Annotated in this window: 19 protein-coding genes, 1 tRNA gene and 1 pseudogene; 10 read left to right on the top strand and 11 right to left on the bottom strand. The window is 69.4% G+C overall.

Going from position 1 to position 19,475, the window contains the following annotated elements:
- Nucleotides 1–195: 195 nt before the first annotated feature.
- On the top strand, nt 196–1,170 hold the full coding sequence (locus ABGB17_RS20790) for an acetylxylan esterase (RefSeq protein ID WP_347631957.1): 975 nt from the start codon (nt 196–198) through the stop codon (nt 1,168–1,170).
- A gap of 6 nt (nt 1,171–1,176) precedes the next feature.
- Here the strand turns inward: ABGB17_RS20790 and ABGB17_RS20785 are convergent, their stop codons facing one another.
- Nucleotides 1,177–1,899, bottom strand: coding sequence for an IclR family transcriptional regulator (locus ABGB17_RS20785; protein WP_347631955.1), 723 nt, complete (start codon nt 1,897–1,899; stop codon nt 1,177–1,179).
- Between the two features lie 158 nt (nt 1,900–2,057).
- Here ABGB17_RS20785 and ABGB17_RS20780 point away from each other — a divergent pair, with 158 nt between their 5' ends.
- Entirely contained in the window at nt 2,058–3,242 is a 1,185-nt protein-coding gene (locus ABGB17_RS20780) for a 4-hydroxybenzoate 3-monooxygenase (RefSeq protein WP_347631953.1), read from the top strand.
- Here the strand turns inward: ABGB17_RS20780 and ABGB17_RS20775 are convergent.
- On the bottom strand, nt 3,237–4,028 hold the full coding sequence (locus ABGB17_RS20775) for an arylamine N-acetyltransferase (RefSeq protein WP_347631951.1): 792 nt from the start codon (nt 4,026–4,028) through the stop codon (nt 3,237–3,239). The genes ABGB17_RS20780 and ABGB17_RS20775 overlap by 6 nt on opposite strands.
- 145 nt (nt 4,029–4,173) lie before the next feature.
- Here ABGB17_RS20775 and ABGB17_RS20770 point away from each other — a divergent pair, with 145 nt between their 5' ends.
- On the top strand, nt 4,174–5,070 hold the full coding sequence (locus ABGB17_RS20770) for a DMT family transporter (RefSeq protein ID WP_347631949.1): 897 nt from the start codon (nt 4,174–4,176) through the stop codon (nt 5,068–5,070).
- Nucleotides 5,071–5,155: 85 nt separating this feature from the next.
- On the opposite strand, the gene ABGB17_RS20765 is transcribed toward ABGB17_RS20770, so the two are convergent.
- On the bottom strand, nt 5,156–5,689 hold the full coding sequence (locus ABGB17_RS20765; RefSeq protein WP_347631947.1) for a hypothetical protein: 534 nt from the start codon (nt 5,687–5,689) through the stop codon (nt 5,156–5,158).
- A gap of 176 nt (nt 5,690–5,865) precedes the next feature.
- On the opposite strand from ABGB17_RS20765, the gene ABGB17_RS20760 reads away from it, so the two are divergent.
- Nucleotides 5,866–6,888, top strand: a complete 1,023-nt coding sequence (locus ABGB17_RS20760) for an endo-1,4-beta-xylanase (protein ID WP_347631945.1) — start codon at nt 5,866–5,868, stop codon at nt 6,886–6,888.
- A gap of 90 nt (nt 6,889–6,978) precedes the next feature.
- Complete coding sequence (locus ABGB17_RS20755) at nt 6,979–7,350, top strand: VOC family protein (RefSeq protein ID WP_347631943.1); 372 nt, start codon at nt 6,979–6,981, stop codon at nt 7,348–7,350.
- A gap of 11 nt (nt 7,351–7,361) precedes the next feature.
- On the opposite strand, the gene ABGB17_RS20750 is transcribed toward ABGB17_RS20755, so the two are convergent.
- The gene (locus tag ABGB17_RS20750) at nt 7,362–7,967 is read right to left on the bottom strand and encodes a cadmium resistance transporter (protein WP_347631941.1); all 606 of its coding nucleotides are present in this window, start codon (nt 7,965–7,967) and stop codon (nt 7,362–7,364) included.
- A gap of 75 nt (nt 7,968–8,042) precedes the next feature.
- On the opposite strand from ABGB17_RS20750, the gene ABGB17_RS20745 reads away from it, so the two are divergent.
- Nucleotides 8,043–9,245, top strand: a complete 1,203-nt coding sequence (locus ABGB17_RS20745; protein ID WP_347631939.1) for a DUF5931 domain-containing protein — start codon at nt 8,043–8,045, stop codon at nt 9,243–9,245.
- Between the two features lie 28 nt (nt 9,246–9,273).
- Nucleotides 9,274–9,903, top strand: a complete 630-nt coding sequence (locus ABGB17_RS20740; RefSeq protein ID WP_347632024.1) for a response regulator transcription factor — start codon at nt 9,274–9,276, stop codon at nt 9,901–9,903.
- 52 nt (nt 9,904–9,955) lie between these two features.
- On the opposite strand, the gene ABGB17_RS20735 is transcribed toward ABGB17_RS20740, so the two are convergent.
- The 3 genes from ABGB17_RS20735 to ABGB17_RS20725 form a co-directional block, all read right to left on the bottom strand.
- Nucleotides 9,956–10,246, bottom strand: a complete 291-nt coding sequence (locus ABGB17_RS20735) for a YiaA/YiaB family inner membrane protein (protein ID WP_347631937.1) — start codon at nt 10,244–10,246, stop codon at nt 9,956–9,958.
- A 91-nt stretch (nt 10,247–10,337) separates the two neighbouring features.
- Complete coding sequence (locus ABGB17_RS20730; protein ID WP_347631935.1) at nt 10,338–10,703, bottom strand: hypothetical protein; 366 nt, start codon at nt 10,701–10,703, stop codon at nt 10,338–10,340.
- A 196-nt stretch (nt 10,704–10,899) separates the two neighbouring features.
- On the bottom strand, nt 10,900–11,127 hold the full coding sequence (locus tag ABGB17_RS20725; RefSeq protein WP_347631933.1) for a hypothetical protein: 228 nt from the start codon (nt 11,125–11,127) through the stop codon (nt 10,900–10,902).
- A 337-nt stretch (nt 11,128–11,464) separates the two neighbouring features.
- Here ABGB17_RS20725 and ABGB17_RS20720 point away from each other — a divergent pair, with 337 nt between their 5' ends.
- From ABGB17_RS20720 to ABGB17_RS20710, 3 genes are all read left to right on the top strand, one after another.
- Complete coding sequence (locus ABGB17_RS20720; RefSeq protein ID WP_347631931.1) at nt 11,465–12,061, top strand: hypothetical protein; 597 nt, start codon at nt 11,465–11,467, stop codon at nt 12,059–12,061.
- Nucleotides 12,028–12,441: a pentapeptide repeat-containing protein gene (locus ABGB17_RS20715; protein WP_347631929.1), complete on the top strand. Its 414-nt coding sequence runs from the start codon at nt 12,028–12,030 to the stop codon at nt 12,439–12,441. The genes ABGB17_RS20720 and ABGB17_RS20715 overlap by 34 nt, the downstream gene beginning before the upstream one ends.
- A gap of 842 nt (nt 12,442–13,283) precedes the next feature.
- Complete coding sequence (locus ABGB17_RS20710; RefSeq protein ID WP_347631927.1) at nt 13,284–13,661, top strand: peptidase inhibitor family I36 protein; 378 nt, start codon at nt 13,284–13,286, stop codon at nt 13,659–13,661.
- 419 nt (nt 13,662–14,080) lie between these two features.
- Here ABGB17_RS20710 and ABGB17_RS20705 read toward each other — a convergent pair.
- The 4 genes and pseudogenes from ABGB17_RS20705 to gyrA form a co-directional block, all read right to left on the bottom strand.
- Nucleotides 14,081–14,656, bottom strand: a pseudogene (locus ABGB17_RS20705) (DDE-type integrase/transposase/recombinase); the annotation flags it as partial.
- A 551-nt stretch (nt 14,657–15,207) separates the two neighbouring features.
- Nucleotides 15,208–15,282, bottom strand: a tRNA-Ile gene (locus ABGB17_RS20700).
- A 176-nt stretch (nt 15,283–15,458) separates the two neighbouring features.
- Nucleotides 15,459–16,745: a DUF3566 domain-containing protein gene (locus ABGB17_RS20695; RefSeq protein WP_347631925.1), complete on the bottom strand. Its 1,287-nt coding sequence runs from the start codon at nt 16,743–16,745 to the stop codon at nt 15,459–15,461.
- A 191-nt stretch (nt 16,746–16,936) separates the two neighbouring features.
- The gene (gene gyrA / locus ABGB17_RS20690; protein WP_347631923.1) at nt 16,937–19,438 is read right to left on the bottom strand and encodes a DNA gyrase subunit A; all 2,502 of its coding nucleotides are present in this window, start codon (nt 19,436–19,438) and stop codon (nt 16,937–16,939) included.
- Nucleotides 19,439–19,475 lie beyond the last annotated feature (37 nt).

Below are 19,475 nucleotides of genomic sequence, written 5' to 3'. Positions count from 1 at the left end.
TCCCCCTTCGTCGTGGAACAGTGCCGATTCTTCCCGCCATACCTGACAGCCACCGACAGGTACGGCGACCGGTCATCGAGCATGAATTGCGACAATCGACCTGGTACCGCTCCGCCCGCTACCATGCGATCGCGGTAACTCGCCCGGTGAGCAGTTCTTTCTGCACGTATCGGCCCTGACGTACACGGAGAGATGATGGCCCTGTTCGACCTGCCCCTGGAACAGCTCCGCGACTACCGCCCCGAGCGGGACGAACCCGCCGACTTCGACGGCTTCTGGAAGAGCACCCTGGCCGAGGCCGCCGCCCATTCGATCTCCCCCACCTTCACGCCGTACGACGCCGCGATGGCCGGCGTGGACGTGTTCGACACCACATTCGCCGGATGGGGCGGCCACCCGATCAACGCGTGGATGATGGTGCCCCGCGGCGCCACCGGCGTGCCGTGCGTCGTGCAGTACATCGGGTACGGCGGCGGACGGGGCCTGCCCCTCGACCACCTGCTGTGGCCCGCGGGCGGCTACGCCACGCTGGTCGTCGACACCCGCGGCCAGGGCGCTCAGCACCACAACAGCCCCGGCTCCACACCTGACCCGCACGGCGGGCAGAACATGCAGGCCCCGGGCATGATGACGCGAGGCATCCTCGACCCCGAGCACTACTACTACCGGCGGGTCTTCACCGACGCGGTGCGGGCCGTGGACGTCGCGGCCGCCCACCCGTCCGTGGACGCCGACCGCATCGTGGTGGCCGGGGCCAGCCAGGGTGGCGGCATCGCCCAGGCGGTCGCGGCGCTGCAGCCGAAGGTCGCCGCGGCGTTCATCGACGTGCCGTTCCTCACTCACTTCCGCCGTGCGGTCGAGATCACCGACAGCGACCCCTACCAGGAGATCGTCCGGTTCCTCTCCACCCAGCGGGAGAGCGCCGAGCAGGTGTTCCGCACGTTGTCGTACTTCGACGGGCTGAACTTCGCCGCCAGGGGAGAGGTGCCCGCGCTGTACTCGGTGGCGCTGATGGACTGGATCTGCCCGCCGTCCACCGTCTACGCCGCGTACAACCTGTGGGCCGGGCAGAAGGACATCACGGTGTGGCCGTGGAACGGCCACGAGGGCGGCGGCGGCAAGCAGCGCGACATCCAGTTGCGTTATCTGCGCGACCTGTTCGCCGGCTGAGCCCGGTCACGGCGCCACGGCGGGCGCGTCCACGCCGTACGCCCGCGCGATCGCCCGGGCCCCGGCGAGCAGGGGTTCCACCAGCCGGGGCAGTTCGCGCGCCCGCCGGGACGACACCACGATCCCGACGGCGGCGATGGGGCGCCCGCCCACGATGATCGGCGCCGCCGCCGAGCACGAGCCGAGCGTCATCTCCTCGCTGGTGAGCGCGTACCCCTGGGCCCGCACGGCCGCGAGGTCGCGGGCCAGCCGGCCCGGCTCGGTGATCGTGTGCGGGGTGGGCCGTTCGAGCTCACGGGCGAGGTACGCGGCGACGAACCGGTCCGGCTCCTGCGCCAGCAGCGCCTTGCCGACACCGGTGGCGTGCATGGGCAGGCGCGTGCCGGTACGCGACATGATGGGCACCGCGTTGACGCCGTGCACCTTGTCGACGTACAGCACCTCCATGCCGTCCCGGACGGCCAGGTGGACGTTCTCGCCCGTGGCGGCGAACAGCTCCTGCAGCCACGGGTGCGCCACCTCCCGCAGGCGGCTCGGCGCGAGCTGACCGAGCTCCCACAGGCGGGACCCGATGTGATAGCGGCCGTCGGGGTCCCTGGCCAGCGCGTGCGACGCCTCCAGCTCGCGGACCAGGCGGTGCGCGGTGGACAGGGCGACGCCGCTGCGCTCGGCGATGGCGGTCAGGGTGAGGCGCTGGTGTGCGGCGTCGAAGGCACAGAGGACCGCCATCACCCGGGACGTGACCGACCGCCCGGGTTCACGTGATCCACCGGACACGAGCGTCCTCCCGGCGCCGGGGAAACCTGCCCCGAAATTCTGGCACCGGTTCCCACTGAGCGGAAGCGAAGGCTCGTTCGGGACGGCCCGTCCGCAGCATGCTCGTCATCATGCGGACTCAGGTCGCGATCATCGGTGCGGGCCCGGCGGGTCTGCTGCTGTCCCACCTGCTCCACCTGCGTGGCATCACGTCGGTCGTGCTGGAGCTGCGTGACCGCGCGTACGCGGAGGGCCGGGTACGCGCCGGGGTGCTGGAGCAGGGCACGGTCGACACGCTGGTGGCCGCGGGGCTGGGGGACCGGCTGCTGCGCGAGGGCATGCCGCACCACGGCATCGAGCTGCGCTACGGCGGGCGGGGCCACCGCATCGCGTTCGAGGAGCTCGTGCCCGGCCGGGCCATCACGGTGTACGGCCAGCAGGAGGTCGTCAAGGACCTGATCGCCGCGCGGCTGCGGGACGGCGGGGACATCAGGTTCGAGGTGACCGACGCGGCGGTGCACGACGCCGGCACCGATCAGCCGTACGTGACCTTCGGCGGCGAGCGGCTGGACTGCGACTTCGTGGCCGGGTGCGACGGCTTCCACGGCGTGACGCGGCCGTCCGTTCCCGCCGGCGTGCTGACCGAGTACCGGCGGGAGTACCCCTTCGCCTGGCTGGGTGTGCTGGCCCGGGTCAAGCCGTCGTCCGAGGAGCTGATCTACGCTCGCACCGACCGGGGCTTCGCCCTGCACAGCATGCGCTCCCCCGAGATCAGCCGTTTCTACCTGCAGGTCGCGCCGGACGAGGACGTCGCGAACTGGCCCGACGACCGCGTGTGGGCCGAGCTGAAGACCCGGCTGGAGACCGTGCCGGGCTTCACCCTCGCCACCGGGCCGATCATCGACAAGAGCGTCACGCCGATGCGGGGCTACGTCGCCGAGCCCATGAGGTACGGCCGCCTGTTCCTCGCCGGGGACGCCGCCCACATCGTGCCGCCGACGGGGGCCAAGGGCCTGAACCTGGCGGTCGCGGACGTCCGCCTGCTCACCGGCGCGCTGGCCCGCTGGTACGCGACCGGCTCGGCCACGCTGCTGGACGCCTACTCCGATGCCTGCCTGAAGCGGGTGTGGCGGGCGCAGCACTTCTCGTGGTGGATGACGACGCTGCTGCACACGTTCGACTCCGACGACCCGTACGGGCGGCGGCTCCAGCTCTCCCACCTGGACCAGGTGACCTCCTCACGCGCGGCGGCGACGACGCTGGCGGAGAACTACGTGGGGATCCCCTACGACGAGACGGCTCCCCTGAAGTCATGACTCCTCGGGGTCCCTGGGGGCGAGCACGGGGACCCGGTCGAGCGTCATGCCGAAGTGTGACGTGTAGGCGGCGAGCACCTCGGCGTCCGACCCGAGCTCGTGCTCCCGCCGCTCGCCGGCGGCCGAGGTCTCGATGAGCGTGCGGCCGCTCAGCGTCACCCGCCCGTCGTCGGTGCGGCGCGAGCAGGTGAGCGACCGGGTGAAGTGGGACCGCGGCGAGGTCTGGTGCCACCAGCAGGTCGGGGTGAAGTCCCGCAGGTCGTACGGCCGGGGATCGATGCGGTACTCCAGCGCGCCGTCCTGCACGACGTCGATGTCGCCGTAGCCACCGTGGCGGACCATCGAGAACACCCCGCAGGGGTCGTGCTGGTCGCCGTCGTGGTCGAGGCGCAGGGGATGGTCGCTGAACCGGCCGTACCCCACGTCGACCAGCCACGGCTCGTCGACGTCCACCCGGAGCACCAGGTGGTCGAACGGCGGGCCGGGCTGCTCACCGTCGAACACCCGGGCCGACAGAAGCGACACGCGGTACCCCAGGGCCCGCAGCAACGCGCCGAACGCGCCGTTGAGCTCGTAACAGAACCCGCCTCTCCCCCGCGAAACGATCTTGTCGAGGAGCGTGTCCTCCTTCAGCACGATGGGCTCGCCCATATGGATGCTGAGGTTCTCGAACGGTACCGCCGTCAGGTGCGCGAGCTGCAGGTCACGCAACGCGCTCTCGCCGGGCGACGCGGGGCGCTCCGCGCCGATCCGCGCCAGGTAGGCGTCCACCTGTGATGGCTCCATCGTGCCTCTCCCTCCACCGCCGCCTCGATCAGCCACGGCCGATCCTCCCAGAAGCCGGGCCGGCCGGGGACCGGCCTGTGGACAACCCGGGGACGCGCGGGGTCATTCGACGGGTGGGGAAGCGTCCCGGCCATAGGGTCAGCCCATGGCCACGGACACGACCGTAGGAAGCGGTGAACGCACCGGCCGCAGAGCCATGGTGGCGGCGGCCGTCACCGTGCTGCTCTGGGCATCGGCCTTCGTGGCCATCCGCAGCGCCGTGCACAGTTACTCCCCCGGCGCGCTCGCCCTCGGCCGCCTGCTGGCGGGCGCCCTGACCCTCGGCGCCATCATGCTCGTGCGGCGGGAGGGGCTGCCGCCGCGCGCCGCCTGGCCGGGCATCGCGGTGTCCGGGGTGCTGTGGTTCGGCGTCTACATGGTCGCGCTCAACTGGGGCGAGCAGGAGGTCGACGCGGGTACGGCCGCGATGGTCGTCAACATCGGCCCGCTGCTCATCGCCCTGCTCGGCGGGTGGTTCCTCAAGGAGGGGTTCCCGCGGCGGCTGCTGTTCGGCATGGCCGTGTCGTTCACCGGGGCGGCCATCGTGGGCGTCTCCACGTCCGAGCACATGGGGTCGTCGGCGCTCGGCGTGGTGCTGTGCGTGGTCGCGGCGGCGTCGTGGGCGGCGGCGGTGCTGGCGCAGAAACCCGCGCTGCGGCACGCGTCGGCGCTGCAGGTGACGACGTTCGGCTGCACGATCGGCGCGGTGGCGTGCCTGCCGTTCGCCGGGCAACTGGTGACCCAGGTGGCCACGGCCCCGGCGTCCGCGACGCTGAACCTGCTGTACCTCGGCGTGTTCCCCACCGCGCTGGCCTTCACCACCTGGGCGTACGCGCTGGCCCGCACCACCGCGGGGGCCATGGGCGCCACCACCTACATCGTGCCCGCCCTGGTGGTGCTGATGGCCTGGGGAGCGCTCGGCGAGGTCCCCGGCCCTCTCACCTTCGCGGGCGGCGCGCTGTGCCTGATCGGGGTGGCCATCTCCCGTAGACCCAGGAAATAGGCGCTCACCCTCTGCGCACTATGGCGAGATCGGCCTGCTGTGGCGAGCGCGCCGACCCGCGGGAATCGTCGGCGACCGCGGCGAATCACCGGTGCAGGAGCCGCTCGGGCACCGGCACGTCCAGGTGCTCCAGCAGGGCGGCCAGGTTGTGGTCCAGCTCGACGCCCACCGCGGTGACGTGGGGGTCGCCGAACGACGCGAACGTGGCGCCGGGCTGGTCCACGCTGAACCAGGTCGTGCCCCGGACGTCCTCGTGGATCGTGGTGCGCAGCGGCGCGTACAGCATGACGCCGGGGTCGTGGCGGTACATCCGCTCGGCTGTGGTGTGGTTGCCCATGAGGTACTCGACGCAGCGCAGGTGATGGCCCGCGAGGCCCATGAGGGGGGTCGCCTCGAAGCTCCAGTAGATCATGAAGTGGTGCGGGGCGTTCGCCGCGGCGGCGCGCAGCACCTCGTCCCAGCCGGCGCCGTCCCTGATCATGCGGGCGAGCGTGGCGTCGTCCATGGCGGGCACCGCCTGCTCGTACCGCCCGCGGAACACGTCGAACGGCAGCCCGACGTCGATGTCGAGGCGCCGGACCTCATGCGTGGCCTCCAGAACACCGCCGGAACGGGTCATATCACTGTCCCCCCTTTTCTCTGTGCCGTACCCAGCGGCCCAGAACGCGGAACTCCTTCAGAAACTTTCAGCTACGACGTCGATACTTTCCGATCAACCGCCCTGGTGATTGACGAAATCACCGGTGGAAACCTAGCGTCACGGCACCGAAAACAATCGGCGACCGAGGAGCACCCATGAGAGGGAGAACGGTCACGCTGATCACCGCGGCGGCGATGGTGACGAGTCTGTTCGCCACGGCACCGGCCGACGCGGCCATGTCGCTCGGCTCCCTCGCGGCACAGCGGGGCAAACACTTCGGGGCGGGCATCGACGTCGGGCAGCTCCGCGACGTCCCCTACACCACGATCCTCGACCGTGAGTTCAACGCCGTCACGCCGACGGACTCCATGAAGTGGGACGCGACCGAGCCGACGCGCAACCAGTTCAACTTCACATGGGGCGACCGGATCGTGGCGTACGCGCAGCAACGCAACATGATCGTCCGGGGTCACACCTTGGTGTGGCACAGCCAGGTGCCCGCCTGGACGCAGTCCCTCAACGCCACCATGCTGCGCGAGTCCCTGACCAACCACGTCACACGGCTCGTCGCGCACTACCGTGGCGCGGTCTACGCGTGGAACGTGGTGAACGAGCCGCTCGACGACAGCGGCGGGTACCGCAACTCGTTCTTCTACCAGCGGCTCGGTGCGTCGTACATCGCGGAGTCGTTCCGCGCGGCGCGAGCCGCCGACCCCGGCGCGAAGCTGTACATCAGCGAGTCCGGCGCCGAGGGGTACAACGCCAAGAGCACCGGGCTGTACAACCTGGTGCGCTCGCTGCTCGCCGAGGGTGTGCCCATCGATGGCGTCGCGTTCCAGGGGCACGTGGCGATCGGGCAGGTGCCGCCCGGCATCGCGCCGAACTTCCAGCGCTTCGCCGACCTCGGCCTGGACATCGTGATCAGCGAGCTGGACGTCCGCATGCCGATGCCCAGGACCGCCGCCAAGGACTACCAGCAGGCCACCGACTACTCCACCATGGTGCGCGCCTGCCTGGTCGTGCCGCGGTGCAAGGGCGTGACCCTGTGGACGTTCTCCGACAAGTACTCGCAGATCCCCTATTCGTTCCCCGGCCAGGGGGCCGCGACGCCGTGGGACGTCACCATGCAGCCCAAACCCGCCTACAACGCCATCTACACCACTCTGATCGGCGGATGACGGCCCGCTGACCGGCCGCGGGCCAGGCCCGGCGCGGGGCCGGCCCGCGTGCCGCCGGGAAATGTCGGTGCGGTACGCCATCATGGCCGCATGCTCGATCACTTCGGAATCCAGTGCGCCGACCTCGCCGCAAGCTCCTCGTTCTACGACACCGTTCTCGCTCCTCTCGGCAACGCCCGCGTCATGGATTTCGGCGTCGCGATCGGCTACGGGAAGCCGGCCAAGCCGGTGTTCTGGATCAGCAGCCAGGAGAACGGCTCGGGGTTCCGTGAGTCGCACATCGCCTTCTCCGCGCAGGACCGCGCGTCCGTGCGCGCGTTCTTCGAGGCCGCCGTGGGCCAGGGGGCCGCCGTGCTGCACGAGCCGCGCCTGTGGCCGGAGTACCACCCCGACTACTACGGGGCGTTCGTCCGCGACCCGGACGGCAACAACGTGGAGGCGGTCTGCCACCTGCCCGAGTAGCCCGCGGGCCCTCAGAGCAGGCGCGCGATCACACCCGACTCCAGCACGATCACGGTGCCGATGACGACGAACACGACCGGCACCAGCCAGTGGCCGTACCGCTCCACCACCTCGATGACCTTCTTGTGCGACCCCAGCCAGGCCCCCGCCGCGCACCACACCCCCACCAGCACGGCGAACACCGCGACGGTGACCAGGCTGCCCGTCACCCCGACGGTGCGGAACAACGGCGTGTAGACCGAGATGTTGTCCGCCCCGTTGGCCACGGTGACACCCGCCACCGGCAGCAGGCCACCCGCGACCGCGGGCGGCCCGTCGCCGCCCCCGCCGCCGCTCCGCACAGCCGCGGCCAGTCCGCGTACCCCGAGGGCGAGCGGCACCAGACCGAGCAGGCCCACCCACTGATCGGGCACCACGGTGAGGCCCAGCGCGGCGACGGCGGACACGGCCACCAGGGCCGCGATGCCGGCGTACTGGCCCGCGACCACCTCCCACGGCCGGGGCCGCCCGTTCGCCCGGCCCGCCAGGAACAACACCGTCAAGACGATGATGTCGTCGACGTTGGTGCCCGCGAAGACCGCGACGGCGGTGCCCATCGTCCCGATCAGATGGCTCATGCCCGATGAGCATAGATACCCGACAGCTCCTAGAGTTGAGGCATCTGCCGCCGCGTCAGGTAGAAGGCGATCCTCATGGGCATCGAGCGGCCGTTCTGGCGCGCCATCGCGGTCTACCGCGTCGCGTCGCTCTGTTATGCCGCGATCCTGCTGCTGACCGCCGGCGGGTACGCCCACCCCGTCGCGGGCTGGGCCGTCATCGGGGTGATGGCGTCGTGGACGGCCGGCGCGACCTACGCCTACACCAGCCGTCCCGGACGCACGCTGCTCGCGGCCGACCTGCTCGTCGCCGTGGGGTGCCTGCTCGCCTCGCGGTATGTCCAGGGCGCCGACGCCGGACCGGCCGGGGTCATGCCGGTGACCGCCACGTGGGTCGGCGGGCCCGTGCTGGCCTGGGCGGTGTACGGCGGGCGGCGGGCGGGCGCGGCGGCCGCCCTCGTGTTGTCGGCCGCCGACCTGTGGCTGCGCGGCGTGCGCCACCTCGACTTCGGTGTCCCTCTCAACGGTGCGGTGCTGCTGCTCATGGCCGGTGTGGTGGTGGGCCACGTGGCCCGGCTCGCCAAGCGGGCCGAGGCGCGGCTGCAGCGGGCCGTCGAGATGGAGGCGGCCGGCCGTGAACGTGAACGGCTCGCGCGCGGCATCCACGACTCGGTGCTGCAGGTCCTGGCCCTGGTGCAGCGGCGCGGCCTGGAGATCGGCGGAGAAGCCGCCGAACTCGGCAGGCTCGCCGGGGAGCAGGAGGTGGCGCTGCGCGAGCTGATCCGCAGCGAACCGGCCGGCGCCACACGTGACGACGAACGCGACGCGAACGGTGCGGCGCTCACCGACGTGGGCGCGCTGCTGCGCCGGTACGGCACGGCTTCCGTCACCGTGTCCACCCCCGCGATCCCGCTGCTGCTTCCCGCCGGGCACGCGCGCGAGGTGGCCGCGGCGACCGGGGCGGCGCTGGACAACGTCCGGCGGCACTGCGGCGCGGGCACGCGGGCCTGGATCCTCGCCGACAGCGGCGAGGGCACGCTGATCGTCACGATCAGGGACAACGGGCCCGGCATCTCCGACGGCCGCCTGCCGGAGGCCGAGGCCGAGGGGCGGCTGGGCATCGCCCGGTCGATCCGCGGCCGCATCGCCGACCTGGGCGGCACGGTGTCCGTCGTGTCGCACCCCGGGCAGGGCACCGAGATCGAGCTGGTCGTCCCCGTTCCCTCCGCGGGCCGATGGCCGGCCGTGCGAGCCCGGTGGACCGGGCGGAGGCGGGCCCGGGCCGGGGAAACGGCCTAGAGTTGCGGTCGTGGACGCTGTGCGGGTGATGGTGGTGGACGACCACCCGATGTGGCGGGACGCCGTCGCCCGCGACCTCACCGAGGCGGGGTACGAGGTGGTGGCCACCACCGGCGAGGGCCGGCAGGCGCTCCGCATCGCCGGGGCGGCACGGCCGCACGTGGTCGTCCTGGACCTGCGCCTGCCCGATCTGTCCGGGGTCGAGGTGGCGCGCGGCCTGTCGGCGGCCGACGGTTCCCCGAGGGTTCTGGTGTTGTCGGCGAGCGGGGAGCAGCAGGACGTCCTGGAGGCCGTGAAGGCCGGCGCATCCGGATATTTGCTGAAATCGGCGAGCAGGGAGGAGTTCCTGGACGCCGTGCGGCGCACCGTCGAAGGCGACGCCGTGTTCACGCCGGGCCTGGCCGGCCTGGTACTGGGGGAGTACCGACGGCTCGCCACGCAGACCCGGCCGAGCGACGGCCCGCGTCTGACCGAACGCGAGACCGAGGTGCTGCGCCTGGTCGCCAAAGGCCTGTCGTACAAGCAGATCGCCGAACGGCTGGTGCTCTCCCACCGCACCGTCCAGAACCACGTCCAGAACACCCTGAGCAAGCTCCAGCTTCACAACCGCGGCGAGCTCATGAGATACGCCATGGAACAGGGGATCGACGGGGACTGACGCCGCACGCCGTCCCCGCCCTCCTCCGGCTCCGCCCCCGCGAAGACACCGGTCAGAGCTGTTCGACCTTGAAGGGATCGTGCTCGGCGAGAAGCTTGTCGAGCCTGGCCTGGTCGACCCTGCTCGTCACCTGGGAGACCTCCTGCCGGTCGCGTACGCACTTGGCGAGCCCGAAGGACGAGGTCACCGTGTACAACACGGCGACGGCGAGGAACGCACGCACCCACGTGTCGACCGGCAGATACAAGATGCCGATGACAACACTGCCGAGCGCCAGGCCGAACGAGATGATGCATTGGACGTAGTAAGCGGTGGTCATCACGGGTTGCACTGGTTTCGTCATGTCTCCAACGTCGGCCATCGCCACGCCCGAGGCATGAGTACACGTACTCAGCCGTCCCTGGTCGATGTACTGAGGTGCTTCCGGCGGGCACCTACAGCCGGCCCAGCCACAGCTCCGCCACGGTGGGGAAGTACATCACCAGCACGAAGGGCCCGAGCAGCAGCACCGTGCAGAGCGGCCAGTAGAGCCGGGCGGGCAGGCGCCAACGCCTCCGGATCCACAGGTTGACCGTCGTCCACAGGGTGAGGAAAAGCGCGGCGACCGTGAGCAGGAACAGGTGGGCCTCGATGCCGTCGTTGTCGGTGGGGTCACCTTCCGTCAGCCCCAGGGCGTCCAGGGGGTAATTGGTGAGGAAGTACCGGACGGACTCCAAGGGGAAGATGGCGAGATGGCCCGCCACCAGGTTGACGGCGATCGCGACCACCCAGGCGACCGGCCGCCGCGGAAGGTCACCCATTGCGTCTCACCGGACAAAAGTTACCTCCGAGCCGACGCCGCCCACCGCTGTTTCATGGGTGACAGCGCTCGACACCCGGCACGTGGTACACGCCGCGACTGGAGGCTTTCGACTCGCCCCTGCGCGCCTTCATGGAGATCGGCTGACCTGCAATGACACGAGGCCTGGCGGACCCCGCCAGGCCTCGTTCCAGGCGTCAGGCCCAGAGGAACCAGCGGTATTCGTTGTAACCGAAGGGCGTGGCGACGCATCTGTAGCTCGTCCACCACCCCCACTGGATTCCCAGATTCCCGCCGTTGTAGCAGTCGGACTCGTAGTAGTACACGTACCGGATGCTGTCGGCCTGCGCGGGCGCGCTGCCGAACGAGAACAGAACACCGGCGGCGATAGCCACCGACACGACCAGGGCCCGTAACCTACGCATCGATCCTCCACTACGGGAACGAGGGCACCCCGCCGTTCCACCCGATCCCACGGCGAACGGCACCCGCACTATCGCACCCGCATCCACCCCTGAACAGGTCCACCACCCCGCCCCCACCACCTCATCCGGCATGACCTCGGCGATGAGCACAACACCTACCTGATCCCTGTGAAATGTTCAGGACAAAGCTGACACACCGGGCTACGCAGGTCTGCTCATGGAGAGCGAGGAGACGTAGGCTGCGGGTCAGGTACACGTCGGCAGCGCTAGCCGTATGAGTATTACGCCCTGATGAAGTACCCGTCCTGTAGTTCGTGGGTGGCTCACCGTGGTGGTCATGCCACTTCCGTTAGTGTCCCGGTTGCGTCCGCTGAAGCGTCGCGGGACTGCTGAGGACCGCTCGGTCGATCTGCTGCCCATCGGTGTCGCGCTGGCGGTGACGCTGGTGGCCGCTGCCGGTCTCGCCGCCGTGTTGCTGCTCGGGGCGTTCGCGTGGCTGGGGCCGCCGGCGGTGGGGCCGGGCGGGGTCGGGCTGACGGCGTTGCTGGACATCATCAAGATCGCCCTGGCGGTGGTCGGAGGGATCGGCGGCGCCGTCGCCCTGGTGGTGGCCTACCGCCGCCAACGCCTGGCCGAGGAGGACAACCTGCGTGCCCGGCAGGCCGCGCGCCGTGACGACACCAAGCTGTTCAACGAACGATTCACCACCGCCACCGGCCAACTCGGCAACGACTCCGCCGCCGTCCGCCTCGCCGGAGTGCACGCCCTGGCGGCACTGGCCGACGACTGGGCCGGCGGCCGGCAGATGTGCATCGACGTGATGTGCGCCTACCTCCGTCTGCCCCAACGTCCCGAGCCCGGACCGGGTGGCGCGCCAACGCTCACACCGCCTGGCAGGCCATGGGCGAGGTCCGCGCCACCATCTGGCGCCTGATCACTACCCACCTGCACAAAGGTGCCGCCGTCTCCTGGCACGGCGCCGACCTGGACTTCACCGGCATCCCCATCACCACCGACCTCGACTTCACCAACACCCTCTTCCCCAGCGGCACCGTTCGGTTCGACCAAGCCAACTTCTCCGCCGGCACGGTCAACTTCCGCGAGGCGAAGTTCTCCGGCGGCGAGGTCCACTTCATCGGGGCGAAGTTCTCCGGCAGCACGGTCGACTTCCACGGGGCGAAGTTCTCCGGAGGCACGGTCGACTTCAAGGAAGTGCATGACTGGTCCCACCCAGCCATCGGCCTGCCTGAGCGCGCACCCGGCTTGCGGCTTCCTCCGCCTGTCGCCGGAGAGCCCACCTCAAGGCACGAGTAACGAGCAGGAGAGCGAAAGACGTAGGCACCCGGCGGAGACAAGGCGGAAGGCTTACGCGGTGTCGTGGGCTCTCGGCGCCGGTACAGGTGTCACGACACGGTTCGATCTACGCAGGACTGCCTCGCATCATCACACGCGTACGTCGATCTTCCAGGGCTGACGCTCAGGTCAGGTCGGCAGGCCCTGCGGCCCGCAGTGAAGGCCCATCACGCGGCGACCGGACGACCACACGCGCGGGCTGTCCGGGTCGACGCCAGGAACAGGTGACCGTAAGCGCTTCCGGGTCCCTGGCGTGGGCGGCGGTGCCGGGCAACCCTGGCGCCATGGACACTGTTCCCAAGTGGTTCGTCACCCTGGCCGAGTTACTCGCCGTGCCCTCGGTGGCGGACCGCCCCCCTCGAAAAGGCTCGTTGAGCTGGGTGGTGGGCCTACCAGGACTCTGCTGGAGTGCGCGGAGCTCAGTGCAGCAAGGCGGAACCAGATGACAAGCAGCGACATCTTCCGCCAACGCCAGGCAATCCCGTACACCCCGTGCGAGATCTGCAAGCCAAGATCGGACAATTCGTCGTCCCGGCGCCTCTCGCTGATGTGCAGTCCCTTAGGGCGGTTGTGATACAGCCGGATTGGGAGCCAGTAGATTTATTTCTGCGGCACCAATACTGTAAGCCGCACTGCGGTAACCACCTGGGCGAACTTGATAAGGAACCCGCCGGAATTGCTTTCGGACTGCCGTAAACACTATTGCGCAACTCCCAGAGAAATGCCATTCTATGTCTGCCGCAACCACGGCTCTCTCCAACAGACCTCCGACCAACAAATTTCCATAACGAAAAGGTGTGCTCATGCGTAAGGATTTCACGCGTCTCACAGCACGTACGTTCACCGTCTTAGCTGCGGCAGTGATCGCCGGGGCGACCGCGCTCCCAGCCTCGGCGGCCGGACGGGCCGCCATGCTCGGAACGTTCTGCACGTGGCAGGCCGTGGACTTCCGCGGCGCATCCGAGTGCTTCTCGGCACCTGGCGGCGTTCTCACGTACAACAACAATCTGGTCAGCTCCGTGTGGAACGACACCGGCTACTTGTTGTGCGCGCGAGACACCGCAGGGGGGAGCTTCGAGTTGGCCGTTGACCACGGCCACTATTACAAGGATCTTCGCAAGGACACCTATCCAGGCGGCGGCAACTGGAACGACCGTATTTCCGTGATCGAACCCTGCTGATCGCCTTCACCAGAAGTCGCGCATCGACTAATAGCCATCACCCGCAGCGGAGATCCTCAAAAGCAGGCCGAATCTTTTTTCGCCGTACCTGAAATACTCCAAAATGCCCTGTCGTTCTGGAGAACGGCGGGGCATTGCAATGCCTGCGCAAAGACATCCCGTCGTCCGTCTGCGCACGATCGGCCTGCCAAGCCAGCATGGCCGCATGAGCACATCAGCCCTCAGGATGGTCGGCACCGGCAAGACAGGTGAGGATGACAGCAGCGCGGTGGGCTGAACTGACTGTTCTGCTGAACGATCAGCAGCGGCTTCCTGCCGAGTATCCCAAGGTGGCCGACTACCTCGACATGGCGACAGGGCTGTCGGGAACTGGTGATGTTCAGATGGATGCGGCGTTTGACTTGCGGTTCGTGCACTAGGAGTAGGGACCCGAAGCGTTCGGGGAAGGCCGGGCAGTACTTCAGCGTCCGGAAATGCGCCTCGAAGTAGGGGGTGTCGTTGGAGATGCGGGGCCCGCTGTGGCTTTGCGTGATGTTCAGATCGGCCGGCAACGCGGCGACGGGCTTGGAAGTCATCGAGGTGCCCCGGTCGGCGTGCAGGTGCGCAGGCGCTTGACCGCCGTTGGCGCGGACGGCCGCGGCGATGAACTGCTGGGCCAACTCGGCGTCCTCGCGGGCATGGACCTGCCAGTGCACGACGTAGCGCGAGTAGCTGTCAATCATGACGTACAGGTCGTAGTAGACGCCCTTGACCGGCCCCTTCAGCTTGGTGATGTCCCAGGTGAACACCTGCGAGGGGGCACGGGCGACCAGTTCGGGCCGCACCCGGGCCGCATGTGTGGCCTGCCGCCGGCGCTCGCGCACCTCTTGGTGCTCGCGCAGCAACCGATACATCGTGGAGATCGAACACAGGTAGAGACCCTCGTCCAGCAGCGTGGCCCATACCTGCGCCGGCGTCTTGTCGACGAACCGCGGTGAGCGTAAGACCGCCGGCACCTACGCCCGCTCCTGCTCACCGCCTCACGTGGCCGTGTGGCGTTCTGTACGCACTGGGGGAGACGTCAAGACCCGGAAGTCTCGGCGGGCTCTGGCGCTGCCTAAGCGCTGCGTAGACGCGCTCAAAGGCCACCGTGAGTCTCAGCAGCGCGAGCAAGGTGAAGCCTGGCGGAACGTGGGCTTGTCTTCGCCTCTGCCGCCGGCACCGAACTGGACGCCGCCAACGTACGGGCGCGTTCCGCCAGGTGATCAAGAGCACCACCTTGGACCCGAAGAACTGGACACCACGCGAGCTTCGCCACAGCTTGGTGTCCCTCTCCGACAACGGGACTCCCTTGGGGAAGATCTCGCGGTTGGTCGGACAAAGCACGGCCGTGACAGAGCTGGTCTACCGGTAGCAGATTCGGCCTGTACTTCAGGGTGGCGCGGTGGTCGTGGATCGCATCTTTGAGACGTGATCGGGGAACGGTAGTCACGCAGATAGACACGCAGAAAGCGAAAGGGCCGCTCTCCGATGATCGGATAGCGGCCTTTTGGCTGTTCGGATGGGGTGGGGCTACCAGGACTTGAACCTGGGACCTCTTCCTTATCAGGGAAGCGCTCTAACCGAGCTGAGCTATAGCCCCGTGGGGTGGTGTAGAGAACCCTATCGCTTCCTTGAGGCGGAGGCGAATCGGTTTCCGACACCGGAAAGCTTACCTTGTTCCTGGGGTTGGGGGGACCGTTGAGGGCGCCTGACCGAGCCCTCAACGGTGGATCTCCCCTTCGGGTCCCCCTCGCCTGGCGGGTGGGAGGGGGTGGGTTATTCGGCTTCGCTGAAGGTGACTTCTACGCCGCCTACCAGGTCGGAGGCCACGTTGTAGATCACGGCGCCCAGGGTGGAGAGGGCGGTGATCAGGACGACGTTCACGGCGCCCAGGAGGGCCGTGTAGCCGAGGATGCGGACGGGTTCGAACCAGGACTTGATGTCCAGGCCGCTGCTGGTGTTGCCGTCGGGGACGGTGAGCTGGGTCACCGTGTTCACGATCGAGTCGAAGACGCCGAGCGCGGACAGGACGCCGTACAGGACGGCGACGGCGACGAACAGCACCACGAAGCAGACCAGGGAGACGACGAAACTGAACTTCATCGCCGACCACGGCTCGACCCGGCGCAGGACCAGGTGGGCCTTGCGGGGGGCCTTGGCGGACGGGCGGTCCCGGTCGCGCTGCTCGGTGCGGGCGGCGGGCTCGGTGGACGAGGCCAGTGCGGACATCGAACCCAGGCCGGACTGCTTGGTGCCCGAGGCGGACGACTTGCCGCCCGTGGTGGACGGCTTGCCGGACGGGCGGGGGGCGCCGTCGGGGGTGGGCCGGGTCTCGGACGGCGGACGGGCCGCGGGGCCTGAGCCGACGCGGGTGCCGGAAGACGGAGGCGGTGGTGGCGGGGTGCCGCCGGGGCGCGGCGGGGCGCCGGACGGGGTGTCCGCCGCGGTCGTGGCGCGGGACGGGCCGGCCGGGTCGGGGCGCGGGCCGTCGCCGAAGCGAAGGGAGTCCCCGGGGCGCGAAGGGCCGCCGGACGGGCCGGACGCCGGGCCACCGGGGCCACCCGGGCCGCCTGGGCCGGAACCGGGGCCACGGGACGCCGGAGAGCCGGAGCCGGGGGCACCGGACGACGAACCGCGCGGCGCCGGGCCGGCGGGGCCGCCGGAACCCGGGCCACCAGAGCCGGGCCCACCGGAACCGGAACCGCCTGGGCCGCCGGAACCGGGGCCACCGGAACCGGGGCCGCGGGACGCCGGACCGCTGGAGCCCGGGCCGCCGGGGCCGCTGGAGCCCGGGCCGCCGGGGCCGCCGGACGCCGGGCCGCCGGGGCCGGCGGACGACGAGCCGCTCGGCGCGGGGCCCTTGGCGCCCACGGGCCGGGGGCCGGGGGGCGGCGGGTCGGCGGGCTTCTTGAGGGCCCGGGTGGGGCCGGCGGGTTCGCGGGCGGGGGTCCAGGGGTCGTCCGACGGGACGGCGGACGAGCGGATGCGCAGGGTCGGGTCGCCGTTCTCCTCGCCCGTGGTCTTGGGACTCTTGGGCGAGGTCGCGGCATCGTCGTTGGACACGACGACCACCCTGTCATCACTCGGCTCCGCAGGTGAACGTCCCGGGGCCGTACCGTCCGATTTGTTTACGGTCTCCGTGACCTGATCACGCGTCGGGGAGTTCGCCGAGGTGCGGGGGTTCTTGGCGGGTCCGCGCTTGCGACTGGACGAGCCGGGCGGTTTGCCGGTGCCTCCGGAGGTGGACTGCGGGCTCATTGCTCGTCATCTCCCACGGTGTCCTCGCCGTCCAGCGCTTCGGCGTTGCGGGCGAGCGCAACGACGCTGTCTCCGTCCGAGAGGTTCATCAAGCGCACTCCCATGGTCTGGCGGCCGGACTGCTTGATCTCGCCCGCACTGGTCCGGATGACCCCGCCGGCCGAGGTGATGGCGAACACCTCGTCCTCGGGACTCACCATGACTGCTCCGACCAGCTTGCCACGAGCACTGACAATCTTCGCAGTCAGCACGCCCTGTCCGCCCCTCCCCTGAACGGGATACTGGTCGGCGGGCGTCCGCTTCGCATACCCACCTTCTGTGGCGATAAGCACATCAGGGCCGTCACTGATGACGTTCATCGCCAGAAGCTCGTCACCGTCCATGAAACGCATGCCGATGACGCCGCTGGTGGCGCGCCCCATGGGCCGCAGCGCGTCGTCCGAGGCGGTGAAGCGGATGGACTTCGCGCCGGTGGACACCAGCAGCAGGTCGTCGTTCTCGGAGACGAGACGGGCCGCGATGACCTCGTCGTCCTCACGCAGGTTGATGGCGATCAGGCCGCCGGACCGCGGCGAGTCGTACTCCGCGAGCCGGGTCTTCTTCACCAGGCCGCTGCGGGTGGCCAGCACGAGGTACGGCGAGACGTCGTAGTCACGTAGGTCGAGCACTTCCATGACATGTTCGTCGGGCTGCATCGCCAAAAGGTTCGCGAGGTGCTGCCCGCGGGCGTCGCGCCCGGAGTCGGGGAGCTCGTACGCCTTGATGCGGTAGACGCGGCCCTTGTTGGTGAAGAACAGCAGCCAGTGGTGCGTCGTGGTGACGAAGAAGTGCTCGACGATGTCGTCCTGCCGGAGCTGCGCGCCCCGCACACCCTTGCCGCCGCGCTTCTGCGCGCGGTAGAGGTCGGTCTTGGTGCGCTTGGCGTAGCCGCCACGGGTGATCGTGACGACCATGTCCTCCTCGGCGATGAGGTCCTCGATGGACATGTCGCCGTCGTAGGCGATGATCTCGGTGAGGCGCTCGTCGCCGAACTTGTTGACGATGTCGGTGAGCTCGTCGGAGACGATCTGGCGCTGCCGCGGCTCGGACAGCAGGATCTCCTGGTAGTCCGCGATCTGCGTCATCAGCGACTCGTACTCGTCGATGATCTGCTGGCGCTCCAGGGCGGCGAGCTTGCGCAACTGCATGTCGAGGATGGCGCCGGCCTGGATCTCGTCGATCTCCAGGAGCTCCATCAGGCCGCCGACGGCCTGCGACGCCGAGGGGGAGCGGCGGATCAGGGCGATGACCTCGTCCAGGCGGTCCATGGCCTTGAGGAGGCCGCGCAGGATGTGGGCGCGTTCCTCGGCCTTGCGCAGCAGGTAGCGGGTCCGGCGGACCACGACCTCGATCTGGTGGGCGACGTAGTGCTTGACGAACTGGTCGAGCCGCAGGGTGCGCGGCACGCCGTCCACCAGCGCGAGCATGTTCGCGCCGAACGTCGTCTGCAGTTGGGTGTGCTTGTACAGGTTGTTCAGCACGACCTTGGCGACGGCGTCACGCTTGAGCACGATCACCAGCCGCTGGCCGGTGCGCGAGGAGGTCTCGTCGCGGACGTCGGCGATGCCGGTGACCTTGCCGTCCTTGACCAGCTCGGCGATGGTCAGCGCGAGGTTGTCCGGGTTCACCTGGTACGGCAGGGCGGTGACCACCAGGCACTGCCGGCCCTTGGCGTCCTCCTCGACCTCCACGATGGCCCGCATGGTGATCGAGCCGCGGCCGGTGCGGTAGGCGTCGTCGATGCCGCGGCGGCCGACGATCAGCGCGCCGGTGGGGAAGTCAGGGCCCTTCACCCGGGCGATCAAGGCTTCCAGCAGTTCCTCGTCGGTCGCCTCGGGGTGCTCCAGGCACCAGCGGACGGCGTCGGCCACCTCGCGCAGGTTGTGCGGCGGGATGTTGGTGGCCATGCCCACCGCGATGCCGGCCGCGCCGTTGACGAGGAGGTTCGGGAACCTGGACGGCAGGACGATCGGCTCCTGGGAGCGCCCGTCGTAGTTGGGCTGGAAGTCGACGGTCTCCTTGTCGATGTCCCGGAGCATCTCCATGGCGATCGGCGCGAGGCGGCACTCGGTGTACCGCATGGCCGCGGCCGGGTCGTTGCCCGGCGAGCCGAAGTTGCCCTGGCCGTCGACCAAGGTGTACCGCAGCGACCAGGGCTGGGCCAGCCGCACCACGGTGTCGTAGATGGACGCGTCACCGTGCGGGTGGTACGACCCCATCACGTCGCCGACCACGCGGGAGCACTTGAAGTAGCCGCGGTCGGGACGGTACCCGCCGTCGTACATGGCGTACAGGACACGCCGGTGCACGGGCTTGAGACCGTCCCGGACGTCGGGCAGGGCCCGGGACACGATGACCGACATCGCGTAGTCCATGTAGCTGCGCTGCATCTCGGACTGGATGTCGACCGGTTCGATCCGGTTGGCAGGTGTCCCAGGTGGAATATTGACTTCCGTCACGGGTGATGCGTCCTTTTCGAAGAAGAGTCAGTCTGTA

Source organism: Sphaerisporangium sp. B11E5, from assembly GCF_039871875.1.
GTDB lineage: Bacteria > Actinomycetota > Actinomycetes > Streptosporangiales > Streptosporangiaceae > Sphaerisporangium.
This window is presented reverse-complemented; position numbering and strand designations above follow the sequence as displayed.

Coding starts and splice junctions, on each gene's coding strand:
- ABGB17_RS20790 (WP_347631957.1), top strand. CDS start 196: ATGGCCCTGTTCGACCTGCCCCTGGAACAGCTCCGCGACTACCGCCCC.
- ABGB17_RS20785 (WP_347631955.1), bottom strand. CDS start 1,899: ATGGCGGTCCTCTGTGCCTTCGACGCCGCACACCAGCGCCTCACCCTG.
- ABGB17_RS20780 (WP_347631953.1), top strand. CDS start 2,058: ATGCGGACTCAGGTCGCGATCATCGGTGCGGGCCCGGCGGGTCTGCTG.
- ABGB17_RS20775 (WP_347631951.1), bottom strand. CDS start 4,028: ATGGAGCCATCACAGGTGGACGCCTACCTGGCGCGGATCGGCGCGGAG.
- ABGB17_RS20770 (WP_347631949.1), top strand. CDS start 4,174: ATGGCCACGGACACGACCGTAGGAAGCGGTGAACGCACCGGCCGCAGA.
- ABGB17_RS20765 (WP_347631947.1), bottom strand. CDS start 5,689: ATGACCCGTTCCGGCGGTGTTCTGGAGGCCACGCATGAGGTCCGGCGC.
- ABGB17_RS20760 (WP_347631945.1), top strand. CDS start 5,866: ATGAGAGGGAGAACGGTCACGCTGATCACCGCGGCGGCGATGGTGACG.
- ABGB17_RS20755 (WP_347631943.1), top strand. CDS start 6,979: ATGCTCGATCACTTCGGAATCCAGTGCGCCGACCTCGCCGCAAGCTCC.
- ABGB17_RS20750 (WP_347631941.1), bottom strand. CDS start 7,967: ATGAGCCATCTGATCGGGACGATGGGCACCGCCGTCGCGGTCTTCGCG.
- ABGB17_RS20745 (WP_347631939.1), top strand. CDS start 8,043: ATGGGCATCGAGCGGCCGTTCTGGCGCGCCATCGCGGTCTACCGCGTC.
- ABGB17_RS20740 (WP_347632024.1), top strand. CDS start 9,274: ATGGTGGTGGACGACCACCCGATGTGGCGGGACGCCGTCGCCCGCGAC.
- ABGB17_RS20735 (WP_347631937.1), bottom strand. CDS start 10,246: ATGACGAAACCAGTGCAACCCGTGATGACCACCGCTTACTACGTCCAA.
- ABGB17_RS20730 (WP_347631935.1), bottom strand. CDS start 10,703: ATGGGTGACCTTCCGCGGCGGCCGGTCGCCTGGGTGGTCGCGATCGCC.
- ABGB17_RS20725 (WP_347631933.1), bottom strand. CDS start 11,127: ATGCGTAGGTTACGGGCCCTGGTCGTGTCGGTGGCTATCGCCGCCGGT.
- ABGB17_RS20720 (WP_347631931.1), top strand. CDS start 11,465: ATGCCACTTCCGTTAGTGTCCCGGTTGCGTCCGCTGAAGCGTCGCGGG.
- ABGB17_RS20715 (WP_347631929.1), top strand. CDS start 12,028: ATGGGCGAGGTCCGCGCCACCATCTGGCGCCTGATCACTACCCACCTG.
- ABGB17_RS20710 (WP_347631927.1), top strand. CDS start 13,284: ATGCGTAAGGATTTCACGCGTCTCACAGCACGTACGTTCACCGTCTTA.